Source organism: Micromonospora sp. NPDC049836, assembly GCF_044465125.1.
Taxonomy (GTDB): Bacteria; Actinomycetota; Actinomycetes; order Mycobacteriales; family Micromonosporaceae; genus Micromonospora.
Genome location: NZ_JBITLH010000002.1, coordinates 240,535 through 267,136, shown reverse-complemented (window position 1 = coordinate 267,136; position 26,602 = coordinate 240,535). Strand labels below are relative to the sequence as shown.

The window sequence follows — 26,602 nt, the reverse complement described above, 5'->3', positions numbered from 1 at the left end:
CGGCCGGTCAGGCGCGGTGGACCGGAGCCACCGCGCCTGACCGTGCGCCGGAGCCGGACGGTACGGCGGCGCGCGGCCGCAGCCCGAGCACCGCGCGCAGGGTGGCGAAGAACTCGGTACGCGCGTCCCGGACGAAGAAGTGCCCGCCCGGGACCCGGTGCAGCCGGAACCGCCCGTCGGTGTACCGCACCCAGCCGGCGGCCTCGGCCAGGGCCATCAGCGGGTCCCGGTCGCCGGCGAAGGCGTGCAGGTCGCAGGGGATCGGCACCGGTCCGGGCGTGTAGCTGTGGCAGACCAGCAGGTCGTCGCGGGCGAGCCCGGTGGCGGCGTCGCGCCACGCGGGGTAGCGCAGCACCAGTTCGGACATCCCGCCGATGCGCAGCAGCAGCTGGGTCAGCTCCTCCGGTGACATCCCCGGCACCTCGCGGATGAAGCGGTGCTGGTCCGGCGCCGGGTACGCCCCGACCAGCACCTGCTCCGGCAGCGCGCGGCCCCGGGCGTGCAGGGCCTCGGTCAGGGCGTACGCCACCAGCGCGCCCATGCTGTGCCCGTAGAACGCGTACGGCGGGCGCAGGTATCCGCCCAGCTCGGCGATCAGCTGCTCGACGAGGGTGTCCATCCGGCGCAGCCGGGGCTCCCCGATCCGCCCCTCCCGCCCGGGCAGCTGGATCGGCAGCAGGTCCACCTCGTCGCCCAGCTCCCCGTCCCAGTCCGCGTACGCCGACGCCGCGCCGCCGGCGTGGTGCAGGCAGAACAGCCGCAGCCGGCGGTCGGACGCCGGGGGACGGGCCAGGTAGCCGGTCAACACAGCACGATCGTCACGTCGTAGCGGGGCGACTCGTCGTCGCCCTCGGTGAGCACCAGGGTGCGGAAGCCGGTCCGGCCCGCGTACCGGCCGCTGAGCCCGGTGACCGGGATGGTGGCGGTGAGGCCCTGCACGATGGAGGTGGCGTCGACCACCCCGACCGCCTCCATGCTGCCGTCGGGGAACTCGGTGACGTTGCGGTGCAGCTGCCACATGTGCGGCAGCATGTCGAGCACCACGGCCCGGCCGGTGATCGTGCCGACCCGCTGGCCCTCGGCGTCGAGGAGCGCGTCGGTGTACTCGGCGATGGTGCCGGGGCCGGGTCCGTCCGGACCGGCGTGGATGACCATCTTCTCCACGACCTCGGTCAGCCCGTCCAGGACGATGCACTCGGCGAGCACGTCCGCGCCGGCCACCTCGTGCGGTTCGATCCGGCCGGCGGCCACCGCGGCGGCCGTGGCCAGCGCGCGGGTGCTGATCGGGTTGGCGTCGGATTCCTTCTCCTGCTCCTTCGCCAGTTCGGCGCGGATGTCGGTCAGTTCGGTCTCGGGCATCGCGCGGTTCCTTCCCGCCGGAGCCGGCCGCGGTCGACCGGCCGCGCCGCCAGCCGGCGCGGGCCCATCGTCGGCGGGCGGGCCAAAGCCGTCCCAAACTCCGGCCGCCGTCCGATCTGCGGTGCTCGTGCCATGTGCCCGACGCGTGACGTTGGTGCCGCCTTGTCGAGGGTTCAGCCGGAGCTGCTGCGCTGGGCCTCCCTCGCAGCCGCGCCGACCGAGAGGAGCCTCCCGTGCGCGTCCTGTTCCTGCCGATGGCCTGGCCCAGCCACTACTACCCGATGGTGCCGCTGGCCTGGGCATTCCGCGGCGCCGGTCACGACGTCCGGGTGGCCGCCCAGCCCACCGCGGTGGAGTCGGTCACCGCCTCCGGTCTCCCCGCCGTCCCGGTCGGCGGCTCGTACGACCTGATGGCCGGGCTGGCCCAGGTCAACGAGGCGGTACGCCGGCAGGGCGGCCAGCTGCCGTCGAGCTTCCAGGCGCTGCGCGAGCTGCCGCCGGCCGAGCTGCGCCGCTTCATCGAGCTGCGTACCGCCCCGCACGTGCACGCGGCCGAGGCGATGGCCGACGACCTGGCCGCACTGATCCGGGTGTGGCGTCCCGACCTGGTGGTCGCCGACCCGATGGTGATGGTGGCGCCGCTCGTCGCCGAGCTGGCCGGCGCGCGGCTGGTGCGGCACCTCTGGGGCCCGCAGGTGCCGTCGCTGCTCGGGTCGCCGGGTGCCGGGGCACCGGTCGACCAGTGGCCGGAGGACCTGCGCAAGCTCTTCGACCGGTTCGGCGCCGAGGTACGCGAGGAGTACAGCTCCGGCACGGTCGACCCCACGCCGGCCAGCCTGCAGAGCCAGACGGTGCCGCACCGGCTGGCCAGCCGGTGCGTGCCGTACAACGGGCCCGGCGAGGTGCCCGACTGGCTGCTATACCCGGCGGAGCGGCCCCGCGTCGGGATGTCCTGGACCACCTCCAACCGGGTCCAGTTGGGCGCGGACAGCTCGCCGGTGCGCGACACCGTGCGCGCGCTCTCCGCGCTGGACGCGGAGATCGTGCTGACCGTGCGGGCGGCGGACCGGCCGGGGCTGGGCGAGCTGCCGGAGCGGGTGCGGGTGGTGGCCGAGGTGCCGTTGCAGCTGCTGATGCCGAGCTGTGTGGTGGCGGTGCACCACGGTGGGGCCGGTTCGATGCTCACTGCGGCCTGCTTCGGGGTGCCCCAGGTGATCGTCCCGCAGGCGCCCGACCAGATGCTCAACGCCGAGCGCCTTGCCGCGGTGGGCGCCGGGGTGACCCTGCCGGCCGAGGCGGCCGGGCCGGAGGCGGTGCTGGCCGCCGTGGAGGGGATGCTCACCGAGGACCGCTGGGCCGCCGGCGCGGCCCGGCTGGCCGACGAGATCGCCGGCCAGCCGGCGCCCGCCCGGGTCGTGGCGGAACTCTCCGCTGAGGGCTGAGTCGGCACGTCTGCCCTGTTCAGGACCGCCCGGCGCGCGGATTTGTCATCTAAGGTTGACGCCGCGCGCCGGCGCTCCTAAGCTGGGGGCATGGAAGTCACTCGGCTGGTGAGTCTCGTCAACGCCACCGACGACGACGACCCCCGGGTCGCCCTCGCCGCCACCGCGGAGGCGGCGAAGGAGTTCGAGCGCATCCAGACGGTCCTGGTCCGCCGGGCGCGCGCGCAGGGCGTGACCTGGGCGGAGATCGCCGCCGCACTCGGCGTCAGCAAGCAGGCGGTGCACAAGAAATACGGCGGTCGGGGGCTGTTCCGCAAGGAGGACTGAATTCCCGGTCCCGCCGGCATTCCGCAACGCTTCACCTGAAATTCACCTGTACGACGTTGTGCCGTGCGGCGAATCGTCGTCGTAACAAGCTGTCAATAAATTGACCATTCCCTGGCGCCCGTGAAATGGCAGGGACGGTAATTCCTGCCCGGAGACGGGTCGTCCAGGTGGATCGGGACTATGACGAGGAGCAATGCGATGGGAAAGCTGTCAGTCGTCCGGGAGGCGGTCGCCGTGGCGGTCTCGGCGAACCTGCCGGTGATCCTGTGGGGTTCTCCCGGCACCGGCAAGACCTCGTCCGTGCTCGCCCTCGGCGAATCGCTCGGCCTGCCCGTCGAGGTGGTGGTCGGCTCCATCCGGGAACCCAGCGACTTCGCCGGGCTGCCGGTGCTGCGCGACGGGCACACCTGGTTCGCTCCGCCGCGCTGGGCCGAGCGGCTCGCCGCCACCGGCTCCGGGCTGCTCTTCCTCGACGAGTTGACCACCGCGCCGCCCGCCGTGCAGGCGGCCATGCTCCGGGTCGTGCTGGAGCGGACGGTGGGCGACCTGGTGCTCCCCGCCGACGTGCGGATCGTCGCCGCGGCCAACCCGCCGGCCGAGGCCGCGGACGGCTGGGACCTCTCCGCCCCGCTGGCCAACCGCCTGATCCACCTGCACTGGGAGGTCGACGCCACCGCGATCGCGGAGGGCTTCACGCACGGCTTCAGCGTGCCGGAACTGGCCCACAAGGAGCCGCCGGCCGCCGACGAGATCGCCCGGTCGCGGGCCCTGATCGGCGCCTTCCTGCGGATCCGCCCGGAACTGCTGCTGGTGGTGCCGGCCAGTCCCGACCAGGCCGGCCGGAGCTGGCCCAGCCCGCGTACCTGGGAACTGGCCGCGGTGGCGCTCGCCGCCTGCGCGGCGGCCGGGGTGGACGACGCCGTCCAGGCCCAGCTGGTCGTCGGCGCGGTCGGTGAGGCGGCCGGCTTCGAGCTGCTCACCTGGATCCGCAACCTGGACCTGCCGGACCCGGCCACCCTGCTGGCCGACCCGTCCGTGCCGCTGCCGTCCCGGATGGACCAGCTGCACGCGCTGCTCGGGGCCGTCGTGGCGTACGTCCGGGCGGACGGCACCGCGCAGACCTGGCAGCAGGCCTGGACGGTGGTGGCCCGGGTGGCCGGCACCGCGCCGGACGTGGCGGCCAGCGCGGCCAAGGGGCTGGCCCGGTGCCGGCCGGCCGGGACCAGCCTGCCGACCACCATGCTCGACCTGGTGCCGATCCTGAGAGCCGCGGGGCTGCTGCGATGAGCCGGCCGGTCGCCCCGTACAGCGAAGAGCTGGCCACCCGCCTCGCCGCCGCCCGGGTCTGGGCCGCGCACCGGGCCCCGTACCTGGCGAACGCGGTCTTCTCGCTGGTCATGGAGCCACTCGCGCCCAGCGCGGCGGAGCGGACCGGCGAGCTGGTGGCCGATCCAGAGTTCGCCGCGTTCCCCACCGACACCCGCTGGGTGATGCACGTCGACCCGGGCACCGTGCTGGCCACCCCGGTCGAGCAGATCGGCTGGTGGATCCTGCACCAGATCGGCCACCTGGTCCGGGGGCACGCCCAGCGGTCGCCGGTCCGGCCGACCAGCGGGCCGGACGCCCCGCTGCACGCCGTCGGCTATGCCGGCGCCCGGGACGAGGACGCGCACCGCTGGAACCAGGCCGCCGACGCCGAGATCAACGACGACCTGGAGGCCGAAGGGCTGGACGGGCCGGCCGACGTGATCTCCCCGGCCGGGTTGGGGCTGCCGTCCAACCGGCTCGCCGAGGAGTACCTGCCAATGCTCGACGAGCTGGCCGACCTGCTGCACGGCACCGGCCGGGAGCTCTCCGCCGGGCTGGACTGCGGCAGCGGCGCCGACGGCATCGACCGGCGGTGGGACTCCACCGGCGCGGGCGGCCTCGGCGAGCTGGAACGGGAGCTGCTGGAACGCTCCGTCGCCGTGGGCATCCAGGAGCGGGTCAGCGCCCGCAGCGAGGTGCCGATGGGCTGGCAGCGGTGGGCCGAGGAGCGGCTGCGGCCGCGGGTCGACTGGCGGGCCAGGATCGGCTCGCTGGTCCGCAAGGCCGCCAACCGCAGCTCCGGCCGGGTCGACTACAGCTACCGCCGGCCGTCGCGCCGGACCGCCGGGCACCCGGACGTGATCACCCCGCAGCTGGTCCGCCCGGTGCCCGACACCGTGCTGGTGCTGGACACCTCGGGCAGCGTACGCCGCCCCGAGCTGGAGCAGTTGGTCGCCGAGGTGGCCGAGATCCTGGCGAAGGTCGGCCGGCGGCGGCTGCGGGTCATCTGCTGCGACCTGCAGGCGCATCCGGCGCAGGAGATCCGCCGGATCGAGGAGCTGCGCATCGTCGGCGGGGGCGGCACCGACATGCGGGCCGGTCTCGCCGCCGCGGCGCAGCTGCGCCCCCGGCCCGACCTGGTGGTGGTGCTCACCGACGGGCACACCCCCTGGCCGGACCGCCGGCCTCCCTTCGAGTCACTGGTCTGCCTCGTGGGCGCCGACGGCGCGGCGCCGGAGTGGGCGTCGTCCGTGCACCTTCCGGAGATGGGAGCGACATCATGAGCGTCTTCGCCACGGGCGAGGAGGAGCCCCGCCCCAACCCACTGCGCGAATGGCTCGACCGGGGGTTCACCCTGGCCGAGGCGCGCCGCTGGCTGGAGGCCGGGTTCACGCCGGAGGGCGCCGAACGGTGGCGGGAGGCGGGCGTCTACCGGCCGCGGACCGCCGCGGAGTGGCGTACCGCCGGGGCGAACCCGGCCACCGTGGACACCTGGATCCGGGCCGGCATGTCGCCCCGGGACGCGGTGCGCTGGCGCGAGTTCGGGGTGTCGCCCGAGGACGCGGTGCAGCGCTACCTGGCCGGCGAGGAGCCGGGCCTGCGCAGCTTCGTCTCCCGGGTGCTGCACCACCGGTCGCTGCGCGCCGCCGGGCGGGCCCTGGAACCGAAGAAGTCCGAGGCGATCCGGCGGCTGCTCAAGGCCGGGGTCAGCGCCGAGGTGGCCCGGGGCTACGTGGAGAGCGGCTGGGACGGCCGGACCGCCCTGGAGTGGGCCCGGCGCGGCGTGGCGCCGGTCGACGCGGCCGTGCTGCACGCGCTCGGCTTCACCGCCGCCGAGGCGCAGCGGGTGCTGGCCGACGGGGTCGGGGCCACCGAGGTGATGACCGCCTGGTGGCGGGCGGGCGTGCCGATCGACGAGGTCGCCGCCTGGTGCGCGGCCGGGTTCACCGCCGAGGAGGCGGCCGAGCAGCGCCGCCAGGGCGCCGACGTGGAACGGGCCAAGGTGCTGCGGGCCCTGACCGAGGACGAGCAGTGACCAGTTTCGACAGAGCCGAACGGCGAACAGAAGGAGCAGACATGAGCACGGCACCGCAGCCCGCGGCCGGCGCGCCCCAGGCGTCGATAGCCAAGTTGGCCCTCGTCATCCTGCTGGGCGGCGTCATCGTCCAGCTCGACTCGACGATGACCAACGTCGCGATCAACCAGTTCATCCTGGACTTCCACTCCACCATCTCCACCATCCAGTGGGTCGGCACCGGCTACCTGCTGGCGATGACCCTGGCCATCCCGGCCACCGGCTGGGCGATGGAGCGGTTCGGCCCGCGTACCCTCTGGACCGTCACCGTGCTGGTCTTCCTGGTCGGCTCGGTCCTGGCCGGCTTCGCCTGGTCCGCGGAGAGCCTGATCCTCTTCCGGATCCTGCAGGGTCTGGGCGGCGGCATGATCGTGCCGATCGCCCAGGCGGTGCTCGCCCAGGCCGCCGGGCCGGACCGGCTCGGCCGGCTGATGGCGATCATCGCGGTCCCGGCCATGCTCGCCCCGGTCCTCGGGCCGGTGCTCGGCGGCTGGCTGATCACCGACGTCAGCTGGCGCTGGATCTTCTTCATCAACGTGCCGATCTGCCTGCTCACCATCGGCCTGGCCTGGCGCTACATGTCGGGGGAGAAGGCGGTGCGCAACGGCCGGCTGTCCCGGTTGGACTGGATGGGTCTGGCGCTGCTCTCGCCGGCCTGCGCCGCCGTGGTCTACGGCCTGGCCCGCGCCGGCAACAAGGGCACCTTCGGCGAGGGCGGCGTCATCGCCTTCCTGATCGCCGGGCTGGTGCTGCTGGTCGGCTTCGTGCTGCACGCGCTGCGCGACGACGAGCCGCTGCTGGACCTGCGGCTGTTCCGGGCGCGCAGCTTCGCCGCGTCGGCGTCGGTGGTGTTCCTCTCCGGCATCGTGCTCTTCGGCGCCATCATCCTGCTGCCGCTCTACTACCAGCAGGTGGCCGGGCTGACCCCGCTGCGGGCCGGCCTGCTGATCGCGCCGCAGGGCCTCGGCATGGCGATCGCCTTGATCATCGCGGGCCGGCTCAGCGACAAGATGGGCCCCCGGCCGATCGTGCTGGTCGGCATCGCCCTCGCCGCGGCGGGCGCGCTCGTCTTCACCCAGGTCGGGGTCGACACCAGCCGGTTGGTGCTCAGCATCGCGCTGGCCGTCAGCGGCGCCGGTCTCGGCGCGGCCACCGTGCCGGTCCTGGTCGGCGCGTACCGGGGGCTGCGGCAGGAGCAGATTCCGCGGGCGACCACCGCGATCCGGATCTTCCAGCAGCTCGGCGGGGCGTTCGCCGGCGCCGTCCTGGCGGTGGTGCTCCAGCACGCCAGCGCCAGCGCGGCGACCGCCGGCCGGGGCGGCCCGCCGGACCCGTCGGCGTTGGCCGACGCGTACGGCCAGACGTTCTGGTGGGTGCTCGGCTTCGCCGCCGTGGCGCTCCTCCCGGCGCTGCTGCTGCCCGGCGGGCCGCCGGAGAAGCGGACCCCGCCGCAGACCCCGGCCGCGGAGGAGGCACCGGTCGCCAGCTGACCGTGCCGAACCGCCGGTGGGCCCCGCGACCGACCCGGTCGCGGGGCCCACCGCGTACCAAGCCGGCCCAAATGCGGGCTTGGTACCGCTTAAGCCACCCGGACCACAGTGGGCGGACCCGAGCGGGAGGAGAGGTTGTGCGTACGCCGGAGACGTTCATCAGCGGAATCGGGGTCTGGCTGCCCGACATCGTCAGCGTCGAACAGGCCGTCGCCGACGGCCACTACCCCGCCGAGCAGGTCGACCTGCACGGCCTCACCGGCGCCGCCGTCGCCGGCGACACCCCCGCCCCCGAAATGGCCCTACACGCCGCCACCCAGGCCCTCACCCGCGCCCACCACCCACCCACCAACCTCGACCTGCTCCTCTACGCCGACTCCTGGCACCAAGGCCCCGACGGCTGGCAACCCCAGTACTACCTGCAACACCACCTCACCGGCGGCACCTGCCTCGCCGTCGAACTCCACCACGGCTGCAACGGCATGTTCACCGCCCTCGAACTCGCCGCCAGCTACCTCCACGCCCACCCCGACCGCCACACCGCCCTCCTCGTCGCCGCCGACAACTTCGGCACCCCGATGATGGACCGCTGGCGGTCGGGCCACGAACACCTGATCGGGGACGCCGGCAGCGCCGTGGTGCTGACCACCCGGCCCGGCTTCGCCCGGCTGCTCGCCGTCGGGGCGATCGCCGTACCCGAGGCGGAGGAGCTGCACCGGGCCGGCGAGCCGCTCTTCCCGCCCGGGGCGACCCTCGGCCGGACCGTCGACTTCGTGGCCCGCGGCGAGGCGTTCCAGAAGCAGTTGGCCGACAGCCCGGACGCCGCCGCGATGGCGAAGATCGGCGGCAACCTGGTGGCGCTGATCCACCGCACGCTGGACGAGGCCGGCATCGGCATCGCCGATGTCACCCGGGTCGCGCCGATGAACTTCTCCCGGGCGCTGATTGAGCGGCTGATGGGCGGGCTCGGGCTGACCATGGCCCACTCCACCTGGGCCTGGGGCAGCACGGTCGGTCACCTCGGCGCCAGCGACCAGGTCGTCGCGCTGGACCACCTGCTCGGCACCGGGCAACTCGGCCCCGGCGACCACCTGCTGATGCTCGGCATCGGGCCCGGCGTGACGCTGTCCTGCGCGGTGGTCGGCATCGAACACCTCCCGGACTGGGTGTCGTGACCGGCGCCGGCCCGGCCACGCTCGCCGCGGCCGCCCCGGTCCCCGTGCTTCCCGCGCACAGCCTGCTGGTCTTCCTGCTGGGGCTCGGCGTGCTGCTGCTGGTGGCGTTGCTGCTCGGCCGGCTCGCCACCCGGTGCGGCCTGCCCGCCGTGGTGGGGGAGCTGCTCACCGGGATCCTGCTCGGACCCACCCTGCTGGGCGCGGTGGCCCCCGGGGTGTCCGACTGGTTCCTGCCCCGGCAGGCCGAGCAGTTCCACCTGCTCGACGCGGTCGGGCAGCTCGGCGTGCTGCTGCTGGTCGGGTTGACCGGGGTGGAGGTGGACGTCGCGTTCGTCCGCCGGCGCGGCGGCGCCGCCGCCCGGATCAGCCTGGCCGGCCTGCTGCTGCCGCTCGGGCTCGGCGTCGCGACCGCGTACCTGCTGCCCGGCTCGCTGCTCGGCGCCGGCACCGACCGTGAGGTGTTCGCGCTCTTCCTCGGCGTGGCGATGTGCGTCAGCGCGATCCCGGTCATCGCCAAGACGCTGCTGGACATGAAGCTGCTGCACCGCAACATCGGTCAGCTCACCCTGGCCGCCGGGGTCATCGACGACATCTGCGGCTGGCTGCTGCTCTCGGTGGTCTCCGCCCTCGCCACCACCGGCGTCCGCGCCGGCACCGTGCTCTTCTCGGTCTGCGCGGTGCTCGGCTTCGTCCTCTTCGCCGCCCTGGTCGGCCGTCCGGCCAGCGCCGCGGTGCTGCGGGCCGCCGGCCGCGCCGACGGACCCGGGCCGCTGGTCGCGACCACCGTGGTGCTGATCCTGCTCGGTGCGGCGGTCACCCAGGCGCTGGGCCTGGAGGCGGTGTTCGGGGCGTTCGTGGTCGGCTTCGTGATCGGCTCCGTGCCGGGGCTCGACCGGGAACGGCTGGCCCCGCTGCGCACCACCGTGCTGGCCGTGCTGGCCCCGCTCTTCTTCGCCAGCGCGGGCCTGCGGATGGACCTGACCGCGCTGGCCGACGCCCCGGTGCTGGCCGCCGCGCTGGCCGTCATCGCCGTGGCGATCCTGGGAAAGTTCACAGGCGCGTTCCTCGGCGCCTGGAGCAGCCGGCTGAACCGGTGGGAGGCGCTGGCGCTGGGCGCCGGGATGAACGCCCGGGGCGTCATCGAGGTGGTGGTGGCCACCGTCGGCCTGCGGCTCGGGGTGCTCAACACCGCGACGTACACCATCGTGGTGCTGGTCGCCGTCGTCACCTCGGTGATGGCCCCGCCGATCCTGCGCCGGGCGATGAGCCGGGTCGAGCAGACCGCCGAGGAGGAGCTGCGCCGGCTCGGCACCGCCGATCGCTCCGGCGCGGCCGACCTGCGCGGCGGCTGAGCACCGCGAATCCTGGGAGGATCCCAGGAACCTCGGGACCCCGTCCAGCTTCGTCCGGAAGGCTGTTGCCGTGATCGAGACGACCCACCTCACCAAGCGGTACGGCCCGACCACCGCCGTCGACGACCTCACCTTCGAGGTACGCCCCGGGCTGGTCACCGGCTTCCTGGGACCCAACGGCGCGGGCAAGTCGACCACCATGCGGCTGATCCTCGGGCTGGACGCCCCGACCAGCGGCTCCGCCCGGGTCGGCGGGCGGCGCTACACCGACCTGCCGGCGCCCATGCGGCACGTCGGCGCGCTGCTCGACGCCCGCGCCGTCTACGGCGGCCGGACGGCGTACCAGCACCTGCTCTGCCTGGCCCGCAGCAACGGCATCCCGCGTTCCCGGGTCTCCGAGGTGCTCGGCCTGGCCGGGCTCGAGGCGGCCGCCGACCGGCAGGTGGGCGGCTTCTCGCTCGGCATGAGCCAGCGGCTGGGCATCGCCGCGGCGCTGCTCGGTGACCCGGCGGTGCTGATGTTCGACGAGCCGGTGAACGGCCTGGACCCGGAGGGGATCGTCTGGATCCGTTCGCTGATCCGCGATCTGGCCGCCGAGGGGCGCACGGTCCTCGTCTCCAGCCACCTGATGAGCGAGATGGCGCTCACCGCCGACCACCTGATCATCATCGGGCGCGGCCGGCTGATCGCCGACACCGGCGTCGACGCGTTCCTGCGCGCGCACACCGAGCAGAGCGTGCTGGTCCGCACCGAACGCGGTCCGGAACTGGCCGCGCTGCTGGTCGAGGCGGGCGCGAGCGTCCGGACCGGCACCGAGGGGGCCCTGGTGGTCTCCGGGATGGACAGCGCCGCCGTCGGTCTGGTCGCCGCCGACCGGTCGATCCCGCTGATCGAGCTGACCCCACAGCGTACGTCGCTGGAGGAGGCCTTCATGTCGCTGACCCGGGACAGCGCCGAGTTCAGCTCGGCCCGTACGGAGGAACTGGTCTGATGAGCGTCGACACCGAACTCGCCCTGCGGCCGGCCGTCGCGCCGGAGCGGCGGCCGACCCTCGCCGACGTGGTCCGTTCCGAGTGGACCAAGTTCCACACCATGCGTTCCACCCGGTTCGTCGTCGTCGCCGTGGTGGTGGCGATGGTCGGGCTGGGCGCGGTGATCAGCGCCGGCACCGCCCGCGGGTTCGTCCGGCTGACTCCCGAGGAGCAGGCCGCGTTCGATCCCACCCTGGTCAGCCTCCGCGCCTACTTCCCGGTGCAGTGGCTCTTCGGCGTGCTCGGCGTGCTGGTGATGACGGTGGAGTACAGCACCGGCATGATCCGGTCCACGCTGGCCGCCGTACCCCGGCGGGGGCGGCTGCTGGCCGCCAAGGCCCTGGTGTACGGGGTGGTGGCGGCCGTCCTCGGCCAGGCGGTCGCGTTCGGCGCGTTCCTGGTCGGCCAGCCGATGCTGGCCGGTCAGGGCGCCCCGACCGCCGCCCTCGGCGACCCGGGGGTGACCCGGGCGGTCTGCGGCGCCGGGCTCTACCTGGCCGCGATCGGGCTGCTCGGGCTGGCGCTCGGCACCCTGGTCCGGGCCACCGTGGGCGCGTTCGCCATCCTGGTCGCGCTGCCCCTGCTCCCCACCGTGCTGCCGCTGCTGCCCGGCGGGATCGGGGACACCGTCGCCGAGTACTGGCCGACGGTGGCCGGCGAGCGGGTGATGTTCGTGGTGGACACCGACGGCGGGCTGGCGCCCTGGCCGGGGATGGCCCTGCTGCTGGGCTTCGTCGCGCTGGTCTACGTGGCCGCCTACACGGCGCTGCGGGCCCGGGACGCCTGAGAGCCGGCGCCGGCACTACGGTGGGTACGGAGCCTCGACGGTCGGGACGGTGGTGCGGGTGACCCAGCCGGAGCGCGGCCCCGGCCAGCCGGCGGACCGGCTGCTGGTGGTCGACGACGAGCCGACCCTGCGTGAGCTGCTCTCGGCGACGCTGCGCTTCGCCGGCTTCGAGGTGACGTCGGTGGCCACCGGCACCGAGGCCATCGAGGCCGCCCGCACCCGGCAGCCGGATCTGGTCCTGCTCGACGTGATGCTGCCCGACCTCGACGGCTTCGAGGTGGCCCGCCGGTTGCGCGCCGGCGCCCGGGACGCCGGCGCGCACCTGCCGCTGCTCTTCCTCACCGCGCGGGACACCACCGAGGACAAGATCAACGGCTTGACGCTGGGCGGCGACGACTACGTGACCAAGCCGTTCGACCTGCACGAGCTGATCGCCCGAATCCGGGCGGTGCTGCGCCGCGCCGGCACCGCCGTACCGGGTCGGTTGGTGGTCGGCGACCTGGAGCTGGACCTGCCCGCCCAGCGGGTGTCCCGCGGCGGCCGGCCGGTCCGGCTCTCCCCGACGGAGTTCCGGCTGCTGCACCACCTGATGGCCAACGCGGGCCGGGTGGTGCCCAAGGCGGAGATCCTCGCCCAGGTCTGGCGGTACGACTTCGGCGGCGACCTGAGCATCGTCGAGACCTACATCAGCTACCTGCGGCGCAAGCTGGACGCCGGCCGACCGAAACTGATCACCACGGTGCACGGCGTGGGCTACGTGCTGCGCGCGCCCGGGCCGTGACCCGCCGACCGGGGCGGCTGTCGCTGGCCGCCCGGCTGCTGCTGATCACGGTCACCCTGCTGGCGGTCGGGCTCGCGGTCGGCGGCGGGGTGGTCCTGCACACGTTGCGCGACCACCTCGTCGGCCAGGTCGACGCGCGGCTGGAACCGATCGCGCAGGCGGTCTCCCGGCTGCCGTCGGTGCCGGCCGACGACGTCGGCGCGCAGGCCGGCACGGGCCGGCTGGACCTGGCCCGGGACCTGCACGTGATCTATCTGGACGGTGCGGGCCGGACCACCCGGGTGGTCACCCTCGGCCCGGGCGGCAGCGCGCCGGACGTCCGGGCGAGAGCGTCGGCGCACCGCGACGGCCGCCCGTTCGACGTGCGGCAGGGCGGCCGGGACTGGCGGGTGGTCGCGCTGCCGCATCCGGCCGGCGGCGACCCGCGCGGCACCGTCGCGGTCGTCGCCTCGCTGGACGACGTGACGGCCACGGTCGGGCAGAGCACCCGGGTCGCCCTGCTGACCGGGCTCGGGTTGCTCGGGCTGCTCGCCGTCACCAGTTGGGCGGCCATCCGGGGCAGCCTGCGGCCGCTGCGCCGGGTCGAGCAGACCGCCGCGGCGATCGCCGCCGGCGACCTGGCCCAGCGGGTGCCGGCGGTGGGCGGCCCGCGTACCGAGGTGGGGCGGCTGGTGGCCGCGCTGAACGGGATGCTGGCCCAGATCGAACGGGCGTTCACCGCCCGGGCCGAGTCGGAGGCGCGGATGCGCCGGTTCGTCGCCGACGTCAGCCACGAGCTGCGGACCCCGCTGTTCGGGATCACCGGCTTCACCGAGCTCTACCGGATGGGCGGCCTGCCCGGACCGGCGGACGTGGACCGGACCATGGCCCACATCGCCGCCGAGTCCAGCCGGCTGGCCCGGCTGGTGGAGGACCTGCTCCTGCTCGCCCGGCTGGACGAGTCGCTGGGCCGCACCACCGGGGACGCCGGGGCCGGCGGGCTGCCGCTGCGGCCGGCGCCGATGGACCTGCGGACCCTCGCGGTCGACGCCCGCCACGACCTGACCGCGCTCGATCCGGGCCGGCCGATCACGTTGACCGGGCCCGCGGGCGGGCCGGTGGGCAGCGCCCCGGCGCTCGGCGACGAGGCCCGGCTGCGCCAGGTGGTGCTCAACCTGGTCGGCAACGTGGTGGCGCACACCCCGGCCGGCAGCCCGGTGCGGATCGGCGTCGGCACGGTCGGCGGGGAGGCCGTGCTCGAACTCGCCGACCAGGGGCCGGGGCTCTCCGCCGCACAGGCGGCGCGGGTGTTCGAACGCTTCTACCGCACCGACAGCTCCCGCAGCCGGGCCGGCGGCGCGGGCGCCGGGCTGGGCCTGGCGATCGTCGACTCGCTGGTGCGGGCGCACGGCGGCCGGGTGGAACTGGAGACCGCGCCGGGCGCGGGGGCCACCTTCCGGGTGGTGCTGCCGGTGCTGGTGCCCTGACCGCCGCCGCCGCCGCCGCCGCCGCTGCCGCAGCCGCAGCCGGCCCGGCCCGCCGGCGGCTGGTCCTCGCGGTGCTGTCGGGCGGGCGGCTCGCGGGTCGCCGGCTACGCCGGGCTCGCGCACCGTCGATGCGGGGGCGGCCCGACGACCCATCGGGGGCGGGCGTCCTCCCGACGCCCGCCCCCGGTCACCTGCTGCCGTCGCCCTGCCGGTCAGCGTGCCGCCGTCGCCCGGCCGGGTCCGGTCAGCCTGCCGCCGTCGCGCGGGCCGGGCCGAACCAGGTGGCCAGGGCGCGCCCCAGCCCCTCGGTCGGTTCCGTCCGGTCCGTTCCGGCTGGCTGCGCCCAGGCCACCCGGCCGTCCGGGCGCAGCAGCACCCGCGCCGCGTCGATCTCCTCGGACGGCGCCGCGGCCACCACGTCCACCCGGTCGTCCCAGCCGGGCAGCGCCAGCGGCTCGGCCCCGCCGGTCAGGTCGAGCAGCACACCCCGGCCGGCGTGCAGCAGCTCGGCCAGCGAGGTCTCCCCGCCGTCGGTGCGCAGCGGCACGTCCGGCAGCCGCCGGCCGAGCAGCGGATGGGTCTCACCGGCCACCTGGTCGGCCGGCACCGGGTAGTCCACGTCGAGCGCGTACGCCAGCTTGACCAGGAACTCGTTGACCTCGTCCAGCTCCACCATCTCGGTCAGCAGCTCGCGCAGCGGCGCGACGTGCCCCAGCGGGTGCAGGAGCACCATCTGGGCCAGCGTGGTCCGGCCGGCCCGGGCGGCGACCGGGTGCCGCTCCGTCTGGTAGCTGTCCAGCAGCCCGACGGGGGCGTGGCCGTGCACGGTGGCCGCGAGCTTCCAGCCGAGGTTCACCGCGTCCTCGATGCCGGTGCTCATCGACTGCCCGCCCAGCGGGAAGTGCACGTGCGCCGCGTCCCCGGCGAGCAGCACGTTGCCCTCCCGGTACCGGTCGGCCTGCCGGGTCGCCGCGTCCCACCGGCCCAGCCAGCGCGGCGTGGCGTCGCCCAGCTCCGCGCCGTCCAGCCGGCGGATGCTGTCGCGCAGCTCGTCGGTGGTGACCGGTGCGGTCCTGTCCGCCGGGCGCAGGTCGAACTCGGCGGTGGCGATCCGCACCACGCCGGGCTCGAGCGGGCCGACGGTGAGCAGCCCGCCGGGGAACTCACCGGCACCGAGGTAGGCCAGCAGGGGATGGTCCTCGCCGACCTCCAGGTCACCGACGATGCCGAGGAACGGCAGGTCCTGGCCGGGAAAGTCGATCCCGGCCAGCCGCCGCACCGTGCTCTCCGGACCGTCGCAGCCGACCAGGAAACGGCCGGTGAGGACCTCCTGGCCGCCGGGCGACCGGACGGTGACCCGTACGCCCGCGTCGTCCTGGGCGAGGTCGACCACCTCCCGCTCCCAGCGGATCTCCGCGCCCTGCTTGGCGGCGCGCTCGGCGAGCACCCGCACCAGGTTGGTCTGGCTGATCACGAAGTTGTAGCCGTGCCGGCCCGGCACGCGTACCGGGTCCAGCCAGATCTGCGCGAAGTGGGCCCGGGGGAACTCGAAGCCGTACTCGCCGACGTGGTCCATCAGGCCGCGCTGGTGCAGCAGGTCCACCACGGTGGCGTTGATGGCCATGCCGGGCAGCGCGTCCGTCGGCCCGGGCCGGCGCTCGACCACCACCACCGGCACCCGCTGCAGGGCCAGCTCGTGAGCCAGCATCAGGCCGGTGGGGCCCGCGCCGGCGATGATGACGGTGTCGGTCATGAGGAACTCCCTGTCGGTTGTGGCATCCGGTCGGATCCGGTGGTCTCGTCCTGCAGCAGCCCGGCCAGGTGCCGGGCCAGGGCCAGCGGGGTGGGGTGGTCGTAGAAGAGCGCCGGCGCGAGCCGCAGACCCCGCGCCTCCAACCGGTTGCTCAGCTCCAGCACCGTGAACGACGAGAAGCCCAGCTCCAGGAAGTTGCCCTCCGGATCGATCGGCTCGGGGTCGTCGTAGCCGAGCACCAGCGCGGCCTCCCGGCTCAGCAGGTCGAGCAGCACGGTGTGCTCCTCGCCGGCGGGTGCGGCGGCCAGCCGGGCGCGCAGCGCGGCGAGCGCCTCGGCGGGCCCGTCGGCGTCCGGCCCGTCCGCCGCGCCGGCCGGCCCGTGCCCCGGAGGCGGCGGCGCGCAGCGGCGGCGGTGCCAGCCGGCCAGCGACGGCAGCACCGCGCGCAGCGCCGCCCGGGCCTCCTCGTCCGCGCCGAGCAGGCTGGCCAAGGCCCCGGCGTCGGCCTCCTCCACCGCCGCCCAGAACGCGGCCTCCTCGCCGGTGCGGGCTGGGCCGGCTCCGGTCCCGGCGGCCGGCTCGTCCGGCCAGAAGCGCACCCGCTCGAACGGGTACGTCGGCAGCTCCACCACCGTGGCCGGGTGCGGGTGCAGCGGCGACCAGTCCACCGGGGCGCCGGCCACGTGCAGCTGGGCCAGCCCGGTCAGCACCGTACGGACCGCCGGCTTGCGCCGGGCGGCCAGCGGCACCAGCGGCGGGCGGGCCTCCGGGGCGTGCGTACGCAGCCACTCCTGGCTGAGCGTGGTGAGGGTGGCGTCCGGGCCGAGCTCGACGTATCCGGTGGCGCCGAGGCGGTGCAGCGCCGCGGTGCCGTCGGTGTAGCGGACCGTGTGCCGGATGTGCCGGGTCCAGTAGTCCGGGTCGGACAGCTCCGCGTCGGAGGCGACCTGGCCGGTGAGGTTGGAGACGATCGGCAGGCGCGCCGGATGGTAGGTGACCGTGGCGGCCACCGCCCGGAACCGGTCGAGGATCGGCTCGGTGTGCGCGGAGTGGAAGGCGTGCGGGACGTGCAGCCGCCGGGTCCGTACGCCCTCCTCGGTGAGGCGGGCGGCGACGGCGTCGAGGGCCGCCGGGTCCCCGGCGAGGACCAGCGAGGTCGGGCTGTTGTGGGCGGCCAGGTCGACCTCGGGATGCTCGGCCAGGATCGGCGCGATCCGGTCCAACGGCGCGGTGACGGCGAGCATCGCGCCGGCCGGCATCTCGTGCATCAGCCGGGCCCGGGTGGTGATCAGCCGGGCCGCGTCGGCCAGGTCGAGCACCCCGGCCACGTGCGCGGCGGTCAACTCCCCGATGGAGTGGCCGATCAGCAGGTCCGGGCGGATCCCGAACGCGGCGAGCAGCGCGTGCATCGCCGTCTCGTACGCGAACAGGGCCGGCTGGATGTAGGTGGTCTCGCCGAGCAGGTCGCCGTGCCGGCCGGACATCACCTCCCAGAGCGGCCGGTCCAGGTGCGGGTCCAGGGCGGCGCAGGCGGCGTCGAGGGCGGCCGCGAAGACCGGGAAGCGCTCGTACAGGTCGGCGCCCATGCCGGGGTGCTGCGCGCCCTGCCCGGTGAAGAGGAAGGCGAGCTTCCCGCCGGTGGCGGCCCGGCCGGTGACCACGTTGCTGGCCGCCTCGCCCCGGGCCAGGAAGCCGAGTCGCTGCCGCGCGTCGGCCCGGTCCTCGGCGATCACCACCGCCCGGTGCGGGTGCTGTGCGCGACTGGTGGCCAGCGTGTACGACACCGCCGCCGGGTCCAGGTCGGGGTGCCGGTCGAGGTGCGCGGCGAGCCGGTCGGCCTGGGCGCGCAGCGCCGCCGCCGTCTTCGCCGACAGCAGCCAGGGCAGCGGTACGGCCGGCGCGTTCCCGCCGGTGGACGCGTCCTCGGCCGACGCGCCTTCGGCCGGCGCGTCCGGGGCGGGCGGCGCCTCCTCGACGATCAGGTGCGCGTTGGTGCCGCTGATGCCGAAGGAGGAGACCGCGGCGCGGCGCGGGCCGCCGTCCCGCTCCGGCCACGGGCACGCCTCGGTGAGCAGGCCGACCGCCCCGCTGCTCCAGTCCACGTGCGGGCTGGGCTGCTCGGCGTGCAGCGTCTTCGGCAGCATCCCGTGGCGGAGCGCCTCGACCATCTTGATGATCCCGGCCACCCCGGCGGCGGCCTGGGTGTGGCCGATGTTCGACTTGATCGAGCCCAGCCAGAGCGGATCGCCGCCGCCGCGCTGCTGCCCGTACGTGGCGAGCAGCGCCTGCGCCTCGATCGGGTCGCCGAGGGTGGTGCCGGTGCCGTGCGCCTCCACCGCGTCGACGTCGGCCGGGGTCAGCCCGGCCGAGGCGAGCGCGGCGCGGATCAGCCGCTCCTGCGACGGCCCGTTCGGGGCGGTCAGCCCGTTGCTGGCGCCGTCCTGGTTCACCGCCGACCCGGTGAGCACCGCGAGCACCCGGTGACCGTTGCGCCTCGCGTCGGAGAGCTTCTCCAGCACCAGCAGGCCGACCCCCTCGCCCCACCCCGCGCCGTCCGCGCCGGCGCCGAAGGACTTGCAGCGGCCGTCCGGGGCGAGCCCGCGCTGGCGGCTGAACTCGACGAACACCCCCGGGGTGGCCATCACGGTCACCCCGCCGGCCAGCGCGAGGGTGCACTCGCCGGCGCGCAGCGCCTGCGCCGCCAGGTGGGTCGCGACCAGCGACGACGAGCAGGCGGTGTCCACCGTCACCGCCGGCCCCTCCAGGCCCAGCTCGTAGGAGATCCGGCCGGACGCCACGCTGCCGGCGCTGCCGGTGCCGACCTGTCCCTCCAGCCCGGCCGGGGCGAGGAACCGCAGCCGCGCGCCGTAGTCGCCGTACATCACCCCGACGAACACGCCGGTACGGCTGCCGGCCAGCCGCTGCGGGTTCAGCCCGGCGTGCTCCAGCGCCTCCCAGCTCGCCTCCAGCAGCAGCCGCTGCTGCGGGTCGATGGCCAGCGCCTCACGTGGGCCGATGCCGAAGAAGCGGGCGTCGAAGTGGTGCGCGTCGTAGACGAAACCACCGGTGCGGGCGTAGCTCTTCCCCTCCCGCGCGGGGTCGGGGTCGTAGAGTTCCGCCACGTTCCAGCCCCGGTCGGTGGGGAACTCGTCGATGGCGTCGGTGCCGGTGCTGACCAACTCCCACAGCTGCTCCGGCGACCGCACGCCACCGGGGTAGCGGCAGCTCATCCCCACGATCGCGATCGGCTCCTGGCCGGCCGACTCGACCTCGCGCAGCCGCTGGCGGGTCTTGTGCAGATCCGCCGTGACCCACTTCAGGTAGTCGATCAGCTTCTCTTCGTTCGTCATGTCGCCACACTTTCCGTGAGCTGCGCAGGTCAGCCTCGACCCAGGTCGTTGTCGATGAAGGCGAAGATCTCGTCGGCGCTGGCGCTGTCCAGCCGCTCGCGCACGTCGGCCGCGGCGGGCCGGTCCGCGCCGTCCAACCGGGACAGCAGCGCGCGCAGCCGGTTCGCGATCGCCGTCCGGTCGTCGCCGGCGGGCGCGTCCCCGGCGGCCAGCACCGCGGCCTCCAACTCGTCGAGGTGGCGCAGCGCGCCGGCCACGCCGCCGTCGCCGGGCCCGGCGGTCCGCGTCACCAGGTGCTCCACCAGCGCGGACACGGTCGGGTAGTCGAAGACCAGCGCGGCCGGCAGGCGCAGCCCGGTGGCCCCGGTCAACCGGTTACGCAGCTCGACGGCGGTGAGCGAGTCGAAGCCGAGAGCCCGGAACGCCTGGTCGGGAGCCACCTGCTCGGCGTCGGCGTGGCCGAGCACGGCGGCGACGTGGCCCCGGACCAGTTCGGTCAGCACCCGCCGGCGGTCGGCCTCGGCCAGCCCGCTCAGGTCGGGCGGCGGCGCGATCACCCGGGACCGGGCCGCCGGCAGCAGGGCGCGCAGCAGCGGCGGCAGGTCGCCGTCGCCGGCGTGGGCGCGCAGCCCGGCCAGGTCCAGCGCCGCCGGTACGAGCACCGGCTGCTTGTCGCCGGGCAGGGCGGCGTCGAGCAGGTCCAGCGCCAGCTCGGTCGCCATCGGCCGCATGCCCCGGGCCAGCCGGGCCCGGTCCACCTCGCCCAGCGTCCCGGTCAGCGCGCTGGTCTCGGCCCAGTGACCCCAGGCCAGCGCGGTCGCCGGCAGGCCGGTGGCCCGCCGGTGGTGGGCCAGCGCGTCGAGGAAGGTGTTCGCGGCGGCGTAGTGGGCCTGGCCCGGGCCGCCGAGGACACCCGCGACCGACGAGTAGAGCACGAACGCGGCCAGGTCGAGGTCGCGGGTGGCCCGGTGCAGGTGCCAGGCGCCGTCCACCTTGGGCCGCAGCACGTCCCCGATCTGCCGGTCGGTGAGGGTGTGCAGGGCCGCGTCGTCGAGCACGCCGGCGGCGTGGAAGACGGCGGTCAGCGGGTGGTCGGGCTCGACCGCGCCGAGCGCGGCGGCCACCGTCGCCGGGTCGGCGACGTCCCCGGCCACCACCCGCACCCGGGCGCCCCGCTCGTGCAGGCGCCGCAGCAGCTCCGCCGCCCCGGGCGCGTTGGGGCCGCGGCGGCTGGTCAGCACCAGCCGCCGTACCCGGTGGCGGTCGACCAGGTGGACGGCGAGCAGCGCGCCCAGGGTGCCGGTGCCGCCGCTGATCAGGACCGTGCCGTCGGGGTCGAGCGGCGAGACCACGGGTTCCACGTGGGAGACCGCCCGGACCAGCCGGGGTACGACCACCGCGCCGTCCCGGACGGCGGCCTGTGGCTCCGCCAGCGGTACGCCGGCCGGCTCACCGTCGTGGTCGAGGAGCAGGAACCGGTCGGGGTGCTCCGACTGGGCGCTGCGGACCAGCCCCCACAGGGCGGCCGCCGCGAGGTCGGCGACCTCCTCGTCGGGCCGGGTCGCGACGGCCTGCCGGGTCAGCACCACGAGCCGGCTGTCGGCGAACCGGTCGTCGGCCAGCCAGGCCCGCAGCGCCCCGGCGGTCCGGGTCACCAGCTCCGTCACCGCCTCCGGCAGCGGCCCCTCGGGGACGCCGGGCGCGACGAGCACCAACGCCGGGGCCGGCCCGTCGGCGGCGAGGAGTTCCGCCAGGCCGGCGAGGTCCCGGACCGGTTCGCCGGCCAGCGCGGTGACCGGGGCGGGGCTGGGTTTCCAGTCGAGCTGGAAGAGCGCGTCGCGGGTGCTGTGTCGGCGCAGGTGCGCAGCGGGCAGCGGGCGGACGGTGAGCCCGTCGACGCTGACGACCGGGGCGCCGGCGGGGTCGGTGGCGTCCAGCCGCACGGTGTCGTCGCCGATCGGGGTGAGCCGTACCCGCAGCTGCCGGGCGGCGGTGCGGTGCAGGGTGACCCCGCTCCAGGCGAACGGGAGCTTCAGCTCCCCGGCGGTCGCGGCGACCGGGTGCAGCGCGGCGTCGAGCAGCGCGGGGTGCAGGCCGTACCCGGTGACGCCGACCTCGTCGGGGAGCTGGACCTCGGCGTGCAGGGTGTCGCCGTCCCGCCAGACCGCCCGGGCCCCCTGGAAGGCGGGCCCGTAGTGCAGGCCGGCCGCGGCGAGGGTGTCGTAGAGGTCGGTGGTGTCGACCGGGACCGCGCCGGCCGGTGGCCAGGGACCGGCGGGCCGCTCGTCGGCCGGCGGCGCGGCGGTGGTGAGCGTGCCGGTGGCGTGCCGGGTCCAGACCTCGTCGTCGGCGGGGCGGGTACGGATGGTGATGGTCCGCCGGCCATCGTCGTCGGCCGCGCCGACCTCGACGTGCAGTTGCAGGTCGCTGTCGGGGTCGAGGGTGAGCGGGGCTTCGATGGTGAGGTCGTCGAGGTGGGGGTGTGCGGTGTGGTGGCCGGCGTGCAGGGCGAGGTCGACGTAGGCGGTGCCGGGCAGGAGCACGGTGTCGGTGACGGCGTGGTCGGCGAGCCAGGGTTGCCGGTCGAGGGTGAGTCGGCCGGTGAAGAGGTGGCCCTGCTGGTCGGGTAGTTCGATGGTGGCGGCCAGCAGCGGGTGCTCGGCGGCGGTCTGGCCGAGGTCGCTGGCCTGGCTGATGGTGGCGGGGGCGTGCAGCCAGTAGCGCTGGCGTTGGAACGGGTAGGTGGGCAGGTCGACCGGGGGGACGGTGGCGGGCAGCAGCGGGGTCCAGTCGACCGGCAGGCCGTGGGTGTGGGCGGTGGCCAGGGCGGTGGTGAGTTGGTCGGTGGTGTCCCGGCGCAGGGTGGGCAGGGCGACGATGTCGTGTTGGTCGGCGGTGTCCTCGATCGGTTGGATGAGGACGGGGTGTGGGCTGACCTCGATGAAGGTGGTGTGGCCGTCGCGCAGGAGGGCTTCGGTGGCGGTCTGGAACTGGACGGGGTGGCGGAGGTTGTCGTACCAGTAGTCGGCGGTCAGCTCTGTCGGGTCGATCCGGTCGCCGGTGAACGTCGAGTAGAACGCGACGTCGGTGGCGGTCGGGGTGATGCCGTCGAGGGCGGTGTGGATCTGGTCGCGCAGAGCTTCGACGTGTGGGGTGTGGGAGGCGTAGCCGACCGGGAGCACGCGGGCGGGGATGTCGTGGTCCTTGCAGTGGGCGACGGCGGCGGCGATGGCGTCGGGGTCGCCGGCGATGACGGTGGCGTTGGGGCCGTTGACGGTGGCGATGTAGGCCCGGGGGGTGTCGGTGTCGGCGGTGGGGTGCTCGGCGTCGCTGGAGGTCGGCTCGGCGGCGTGCAGCGTGTGGAGGAGTTCGGTGACCTGGTCGGCGGGTAGGGCGAGGGAGGCCATGTCGCCGTGCCCGATGAGTGCCCGCAGCGCCTGGGCGCGTAGTGCGACGACCTTGGCGGCGTCGTCCAATGACAGGGCGCCGGCGGCGTAGGCGGCGGCGATCTCACCCTGGGAGTGGCCGATCACCGCGTCGGGGACGATCCCGTGGTGTCGCCACACGGCGGCGAGGCCGGTCATCACGGCGAACAGGACGGGTTGGACGACGTCCACCCTGGTGAGCCAGTCGGGGTTGTCGTCGTGCAGGACGGTGTGCAGGTCCCAGTCCACATAGGGGCGCAGCGCGATCACGCAGGCGTCGAGGTGGGCGGCGAAGACGTCGCTGTGCTCGGCGAGTTCGCGGCCCATGCCGAGCCACTGTCCGCCCTGGCCGGGGAACACGAACACGGTCCGGCCGCCGTGGGCGGCGGTGTGCTGCAGCAGCGCGGGATGCGGCCGGTCCTCGGCGAGCGCCCGCAGCGCGTCGACCGGCTCGGCGCCCGGGAGCACCGCCGCGCGCCGGGCGAAGCCGGAACGGGTCAGCAGCGTGATGGCCACCGCGTCGGCCGCGACGTCCGGGTGCTGTCCCAGGTACGCGACCAGGCGGGCGGCCTGGTTCCGGAGCGCGGCCGGGGACCGGGCGGACAGCAACCACGGCAGCGGCACGACCGCCGCCGGCTCGGCACCCGCCGCCGCCGGCCCGGTGAGGGCAGTTGCGGGCCCGGTGGAGGCCGTGGCCGGCCCGGCACCGACTGTGGCCGGACCGGTGGGGGCCGCAGCGGGCCCGGTGGGGGCCGGGGCCTGTTCCAGGATGAGGTGGGCGTTGGTGCCGCTGATGCCGAACGACGACACCCCGGCCCGGCGCGGCCGGTCCCGGTCCGGCCACGGGGTGTTCTCGGTGAGCAGCGCGACCGCGCCGGCGGTCCAGTCCACGTGCGGGGTGGGCGCGTCGACGTGCAGCGTCCGGGGCAGTACGCCGTGCCGCAGCGCCTGGACCATCTTGATGATGCCGGCGACCCCGGCGGCGGCCTGGGTGTGCCCGATGTTCGACTTGACCGAGCCGAGCCACAGCGGCTCGGAGCGGTCCTGGCCGTAGGTGGCGAGCAGGGCCTGCGCCTCGATCGGGTCGCCGAGGGTGGTGCCGGTGCCGTGGGCTTCGACGGCGTCGACGTCGACGGGGTTCAGTCGGGCGTTGGCCAGGGCCTGGCGGATGACCCGCTGCTGGGACGGGCCGTTGGGGGCGGTGAGGCCGTTGCTGGCGCCGTCCTGGTTGACCGCCGAGCCGCGGATCACCGCGAGCACCCGGTGACCGTGCCGACGGGCGTCGGAGAGGCGTTCCAGCACCAGCAGCCCCACCCCCTCGCCGAGCGCGAAGCCGTCGGCGGCCGCCGCGAACGGCTTGCACCGCCCGTCCGGCGCCAGCCCCCGCTGCCGGCTGAACTCGGCGAAGATGCCCGGCGCCGCCATCACCGACGCCCCGCCGGCCAGCGCCAGCGTGCACTCGCCGTTGCGCAGCGCCTGCACGGCCAGGTGGGTGGCCACCAGCGACGAGGAGCAGGCGGTGTCCACGGTGATCGCCGGGCCCTCGAAGCCGAACGCGTACGCGACCCGGCCCGACGCGACGCTGGTCGTGCTGCCGGTCATCAGGTAGCCGGCCACCTCCGGGTGCGCGTCGACCGAGGCGGGCGCGTAGTTCTGCGCCACCACCCCGGCGAACACCCCGGTCGGGCTGCCCCGCAGCACCGCCGGGTCCAGCCCGGCCTGCTCGAGCGCCTCCCACGCCGTCTCCAGCAGCAGCCGCTGCTGCGGGTCGGTGGCCAGCGCCTCCCGCGGGTTGATGCCGAAGAACTCGGCGTCGAACGCGCCCGCGTCGGGCAGGAACGCCCCCCGCGTGGTGTAGGTGCGGCCCGGCTGCGGCTCGGCCGAGTAGATGCCGGCGATGTCCCAGCCCCGGTCGGTCGGCATCGTGGTGGTGGCGTCCAGGCCGGCGTGGATCGCCGACCAGAGCTGTTCCGCCGACTCGGCGCCCGGGTACCGGCAGGCCATCCCCACGATGGCGACCGGCTCGTCCGACCCGACCGCCGACGCCCCGGCCGGCGCCACCGGCAGCGGCGCGCCGCCGCCCAGTTCGGCGGCGAGGAACCGGACCAGCGCCTCCGGGGTGGGGTGGTCGAACACCAGCGTGGCCGGCAGCCGCAGCCCGGTCGCCGTGTTGAGCCGGTTGCGCAGCTCCACCGCGGTCAGCGAGTCGAACCCCAGCTCCTTGAAGGGCCGGCCGGGCGCCACTCCCGCCGGGCTGTCGTGGCCGAGCACGGCCGCCGCCTGCCCCCGTACCACCTCGAGCAGGTGATCGCGGCGGCCGGCGTCGTCGAGGGCGGTCAGCCGGTCCCGCAACGACGGCCCCCCGTCGAGCGCCGCGGCGGCCCGGCGGGCGGGAGCGCGTACCAGATCGGCCAGGACCGCCGGCAGCGCCGCGCCGGCGGCCTGGCGTCGCAGCCCGGCCAGGTCGACCGCCACGGGTACGAGATGGGGCTGCGCCCCGGCGAGCCCCTCGTCGAACAGGCGCAGCGCCTCCTCGGTCGCCAGCGGGCGCAGGCCGCGCGCCATCCGGTCGGTGGACCGCTCGTCGAGCCCGCCGGTCAGCCCGCTGCGCTGCGCCCACGGGCCCCAGGCCAGGCTGACCGCCGGCAGGCCGCGGGCGGCGCGATGGTGTGCCAGCGCGTCCAGGAAGGTGTTGCCGGCCGCGTAGTTGCCCTGGCCGGCGTTGCCCAGCGCGCCGGCCGCCGAGGAGAAGAGCACGAACGCCGCGAGGTCCAGGTGTGCGGTGGCCCGGTGCAGGTGCCAGGCAGCGTCGACCTTCGGGCGCAGCACGGCATGCCACCGGGCCGGGGTGAGCGACCCGATGGTGGCGTCGTCCAGCCCGCCGGCGGCGTGCACCACCGCGGTGAGCGGGTGGGCCGCCGGGATGCCGGCGACGAGGTCGGCGACGGCGACCGGGTCGGCGGTGTCGCAACCGACCACGGTGACCGTGGCGCCGAGGTCCCGGAGCCGCTCGACCAGCTCGCCGGCGTCGGGAGCGGTGGCGCCGCCGCGGCTGGCGAGCACCAGGCGGGTGGCCTGCCCGGTCCGGACCAGGTGGGTGGCGACCAGCCCGCCCAGGGTGCCCGTCCCGCCGGTGACCAGTACCGTGCCGTCCGGGTCGAGCGGGCGGCCGGCACCGGCGCGCAGCCGGCGCGGCACGGTCACGGCCAGCTTGCCGACGGTGCGGCCCTGGCCCAGCTCGCGCAGGGCGGCCGGCGCGAGCCGTACGTCCCGGGCGGCCACCGGCAGCGGCCGCAGCCGGCCGGCGGCGAACAGCGCGGACAGCTCGGCCAGGATCTCCTGGATCCGGTCCGGTCCCGCCTCGGCCACGTCGAACGCCCGGTACCGCACCCCACGGTGGCGGGCCGCCACCTGCGCGGCGTCCCGGACGTCGGTCTTGCCCATCTCGACGAACCGGCCGTTCGGGGCCAGCAGCCGCAGCG

General features: G+C 75.4%; 17 protein-coding genes (1 of these 17 cut by a window edge). 12 read left to right on the top strand and 5 right to left on the bottom strand.

Translation table 11 applies throughout. The features are described 5' to 3' along the window. Window positions 1–7: 7 nt before the first annotated feature. Window positions 8–805: a thioesterase II family protein gene (locus ACIBPB_RS05590; RefSeq protein WP_396838370.1), complete on the bottom strand. Its 798-nt coding sequence runs from the start codon at window positions 803–805 to the stop codon at window positions 8–10. Continuing rightward, window positions 802–1,359 carry a hypothetical protein gene (locus ACIBPB_RS05585; RefSeq protein ID WP_396838369.1) on the bottom strand — a complete coding sequence of 186 codons (558 nt, stop codon included), beginning with the start codon at window positions 1,357–1,359 and terminating at the stop codon, window positions 802–804. The genes ACIBPB_RS05590 and ACIBPB_RS05585 overlap by 4 nt, the downstream gene beginning before the upstream one ends. 233 nt (window positions 1,360–1,592) lie before the next feature. On the opposite strand from ACIBPB_RS05585, the gene ACIBPB_RS05580 reads away from it, so the two are divergent. The 12 genes from ACIBPB_RS05580 (at window position 1,593) to ACIBPB_RS05525 (ending at window position 14,592) form a co-directional block, all read left to right on the top strand. Further along, entirely contained in the window at window positions 1,593–2,801 is a 1,209-nt protein-coding gene (locus tag ACIBPB_RS05580; RefSeq protein ID WP_396838368.1) for a nucleotide disphospho-sugar-binding domain-containing protein, read from the top strand. A 90-nt stretch (window positions 2,802–2,891) separates the two neighbouring features. After that, complete coding sequence (locus tag ACIBPB_RS05575; protein ID WP_046562917.1) at window positions 2,892–3,128, top strand: helix-turn-helix domain-containing protein; 237 nt, start codon at window positions 2,892–2,894, stop codon at window positions 3,126–3,128. 198 nt (window positions 3,129–3,326) lie between these two features. After that, window positions 3,327–4,415 (top strand): ATP-binding protein, encoded by a 1,089-nt coding sequence (locus ACIBPB_RS05570; protein WP_396838367.1) that lies wholly within the window; start codon window positions 3,327–3,329, stop codon window positions 4,413–4,415. Next, window positions 4,412–5,719 (top strand): VWA-like domain-containing protein, encoded by a 1,308-nt coding sequence (locus ACIBPB_RS05565; RefSeq protein WP_396838366.1) that lies wholly within the window; start codon window positions 4,412–4,414, stop codon window positions 5,717–5,719. Before ACIBPB_RS05570 ends, ACIBPB_RS05565 begins: the two co-directional genes overlap by 4 nt. Next, window positions 5,716–6,471: a hypothetical protein gene (locus ACIBPB_RS05560; protein WP_357329616.1), complete on the top strand. Its 756-nt coding sequence runs from the start codon at window positions 5,716–5,718 to the stop codon at window positions 6,469–6,471. The genes ACIBPB_RS05565 and ACIBPB_RS05560 overlap by 4 nt, the downstream gene beginning before the upstream one ends. Window positions 6,472–6,512: 41 nt before the next feature. After that, window positions 6,513–8,000 (top strand): DHA2 family efflux MFS transporter permease subunit, encoded by a 1,488-nt coding sequence (locus ACIBPB_RS05555; RefSeq protein ID WP_357329614.1) that lies wholly within the window; start codon window positions 6,513–6,515, stop codon window positions 7,998–8,000. Between the two features lie 137 nt (window positions 8,001–8,137). Further along, window positions 8,138–9,175, top strand: coding sequence for a ketoacyl-ACP synthase III family protein (locus tag ACIBPB_RS05550; RefSeq protein WP_396838365.1), 1,038 nt, complete (start codon window positions 8,138–8,140; stop codon window positions 9,173–9,175). Continuing rightward, on the top strand, window positions 9,172–10,527 hold the full coding sequence (locus ACIBPB_RS05545) for a cation:proton antiporter (RefSeq protein WP_396838364.1): 1,356 nt from the start codon (window positions 9,172–9,174) through the stop codon (window positions 10,525–10,527). The genes ACIBPB_RS05550 and ACIBPB_RS05545 overlap by 4 nt, the downstream gene beginning before the upstream one ends. Before the next feature lie 70 nt (window positions 10,528–10,597). Next, on the top strand, window positions 10,598–11,518 hold the full coding sequence (locus tag ACIBPB_RS05540; RefSeq protein WP_357329647.1) for an ATP-binding cassette domain-containing protein: 921 nt from the start codon (window positions 10,598–10,600) through the stop codon (window positions 11,516–11,518). Continuing rightward, complete coding sequence (locus ACIBPB_RS05535; RefSeq protein ID WP_396838363.1) at window positions 11,518–12,345, top strand: ABC transporter permease; 828 nt, start codon at window positions 11,518–11,520, stop codon at window positions 12,343–12,345. Before ACIBPB_RS05540 ends, ACIBPB_RS05535 begins: the two co-directional genes overlap by 1 nt. A gap of 58 nt (window positions 12,346–12,403) precedes the next feature. After that, entirely contained in the window at window positions 12,404–13,126 is a 723-nt protein-coding gene (locus ACIBPB_RS05530) for a response regulator transcription factor (RefSeq protein ID WP_396838362.1), read from the top strand. Further along, a complete protein-coding gene (locus tag ACIBPB_RS05525) occupies window positions 13,123–14,592 on the top strand; it encodes an ATP-binding protein (RefSeq protein ID WP_396838361.1) in 1,470 nt (489 codons plus the stop codon). Before ACIBPB_RS05530 ends, ACIBPB_RS05525 begins: the two co-directional genes overlap by 4 nt. Window positions 14,593–14,836: 244 nt before the next feature. Here the strand turns inward: ACIBPB_RS05525 and ACIBPB_RS05520 are convergent, their stop codons facing one another. The 3 genes in view from ACIBPB_RS05520 to ACIBPB_RS05510 are tightly spaced (at most 29 nt apart) and all read right to left on the bottom strand, a layout consistent with a single transcriptional unit that may run on beyond the window. After that, a complete protein-coding gene (locus ACIBPB_RS05520) occupies window positions 14,837–16,345 on the bottom strand; it encodes an FAD-dependent monooxygenase (protein ID WP_396838360.1) in 1,509 nt (502 codons plus the stop codon). Then, the gene (locus ACIBPB_RS05515; RefSeq protein WP_396838359.1) at window positions 16,342–19,695 is read right to left on the bottom strand and encodes a type I polyketide synthase; all 3,354 of its coding nucleotides are present in this window, start codon (window positions 19,693–19,695) and stop codon (window positions 16,342–16,344) included. The genes ACIBPB_RS05520 and ACIBPB_RS05515 overlap by 4 nt, the downstream gene beginning before the upstream one ends. 29 nt (window positions 19,696–19,724) lie before the next feature. After that, window positions 19,725–26,602: the 3' portion of an SDR family NAD(P)-dependent oxidoreductase gene (locus ACIBPB_RS05510; RefSeq protein ID WP_396838358.1), read on the bottom strand. 4,831 nt of this gene lie beyond the right edge of the window; 6,878 of the gene's 11,709 nt are visible here — the last part of the coding sequence; its start codon lies off the right edge, out of view; its stop codon occupies window positions 19,725–19,727.